This window comes from Streptosporangium sp. NPDC023615, from assembly GCF_040640155.1.
In the GTDB taxonomy this organism is placed as follows: Bacteria; Actinomycetota; Actinomycetes; order Streptosporangiales; family Streptosporangiaceae; genus Streptosporangium.
On record NZ_JBFABE010000163.1, the window covers coordinates 1 to 2,081 of the forward strand.

The 2,081-nt window shown below is 76.9% G+C and carries 1 protein-coding gene; it reads left to right on the plus strand.

Annotated features, from left to right (window positions below; genetic code table 11):
* On the plus strand, positions 1-2,081 hold a 2,081-nt coding region (locus AB0G16_RS38665; RefSeq protein ID WP_362815993.1), incomplete at both ends, for a type I polyketide synthase.

Genomic DNA, 2,081 nt, shown 5'->3' on the forward strand with positions numbered 1-2,081 from the left:
CGGGGTGTTGCCGCCGACGTTGCACGTCACCGAACCCACCCCCCACGTCGACTGGGACTCCGGAGGCGTCCGCGTGGCCACCGGACCGGTGGAGTTCCCCGGCGACCGGCCGGCCCGTACCGGGGTGTCCAGCTTCGGCGTCAGCGGCACCAACGCCCACATCGTCCTGGAGGGCGTCCCGGCCACCGGCCCCGCGACCGTCCCGGCCACCGGCCCTGTGACCGACTCCGTGACCGACTCCGTGACCGACGCCGTCGCCGGCCTCGCCGCCGGTTCCACCGCCGGCCCGGACGAGCGGCCCGCCGCGTCCGGCGAGCCGCTCGTCTGGACCGTGTCGGCCAAGACCGACACCGCCCTGCGCGCCCAGGCCGAACGGCTGCGCCGGTACGCCGACGGCGCCTCCGACGACGACCTGCGCGCCACCGGCCGCACCCTGGCGCACAGGACCGCGTTCGCGTACCGCGCCGTCGTGGTGGCCGCCGACCGCGCCGAACTCCTCGACGCGCTCGCCGCCGTCGCCGAGGGTGCCCCCCACGCCGCCGCCGTCCAGGGCGAGGCGCTCCCCGCGGCCCGGCCCGTGTTCGTCTTCCCCGGCCAGGGCTCCCAGTGGGAGGGCATGGCCGTCGACCTCCTGGACACCAGCGAGGTCTTCCGCACCCGGCTGCTGAGCTGCGACGAGGCGCTGCGCCCGCACACCGGATGGTCGGTCGTCGACGTGCTGCGCGGCCGGGACGGCGCCCCCGCCCTCGAGGGGACCGACGTCATCCAGCCCGTCCTGTTCGCCGTCATGGTCTCCCTCGCCGAGCTGTGGCGCTCCCACGGCGTCGACCCCGCGGCGGTCGTCGGCCACTCCCAGGGCGAGATCGCAGCCGCCTGCGTCGCCGGGGCGCTCACCCTCTCCGACGCCGCCAAGGTCGTCGCCCTGCGCTCCCGGGCGCTGATCCGGCTCAGCGGCACCGGCGGCATGCTCGCCGTGGCCCTGCCCGCCGCCGACACCCGGGAACGGCTCGAACCGTGGGAGGGCCGCCTCTGGGTGGCCGTCCACAGCGGCCCGGCCTCCTGCGTCGTCGCCGGCGAGGCCGCCGCGCTGGACGAGTTCACCGCCGCCTGCGGCGAGGCCGTCCGGGTACGCCGCATCGCCGTCGACTACGCCTCCCACACCCCGCTCGTCGAGCCCATCGCCGACGAGCTCGCCGCCGTCCTCGACGGGGTACGGCCGCACGACACCGGCATCGCCTTCTGCTCCTCCCTCGCCGGACGGTTCGTCGAGCCGTCCCGGCTGACCTCCGGCTACTGGTACGACAACCTGCGCAACCCGGTGCTGTTCGACGAGGCGATCAGGGCGTGCGGGGGAACGGGCACGCCGCTGTTCGTCGAGGTCAGCCCGCACCCGGTGCTGGGCGCCGACGCCGACGAGATCTGCCACGCCGAGGGCGTCACCGCCGGGGTCTGCGCCTCCCTGCGCCGCGGAGCCGGCGACTGGCCGCGCTTCCTGCTCGCGCTCGCCCACGCCTGGGCGCTCGGCGCGGACGTCGACTGGTTCACCGCCCTCGCCCCGGCCCCGCGGCCGGCCGTGGACCCGCCCACCTACGCCTTCGAGCGGCGCCGCTACTGGCTCGGGGACCACGAGCCGGTCGGCCGCCCCACCGGCGCGGGCATCGACGGCTCCGCGCACCCGCTGCTCTCCGCCGTCGTGTCCGTGGCCGGCGACGCCTACGTCCTTTCCGGGCAGCTCTCGGCCAGGAGCGCGTCCTGGCTCGGGGACCACGCCGTGGAGGGCGGCGTCCTGCTGCCCGGCACCGCGTTCGCCGAGCTCGCCCTCGAAGGCGGCACCCACGCCGACTGCGGGCGACTGGACGAGCTCGTCATCGAGGCACCCCTGACCCTCCCGGAGGGCGGCTCCGTCACCGTCCAGGTCACCGTGGACCGGCCCGACGACGAGCGGCGCCGCGCCGTCGCCGTCCACTCCCGCACCCCCGACGGCTGGCTGCGGCACGCCTCCGGCACCCTCTCCGCCGACGTCCCGGCCGGTACGCCGTGTCCGTGGGCGTCGCAGTGGCCGCCGGTGGGTGCGGAGCCGG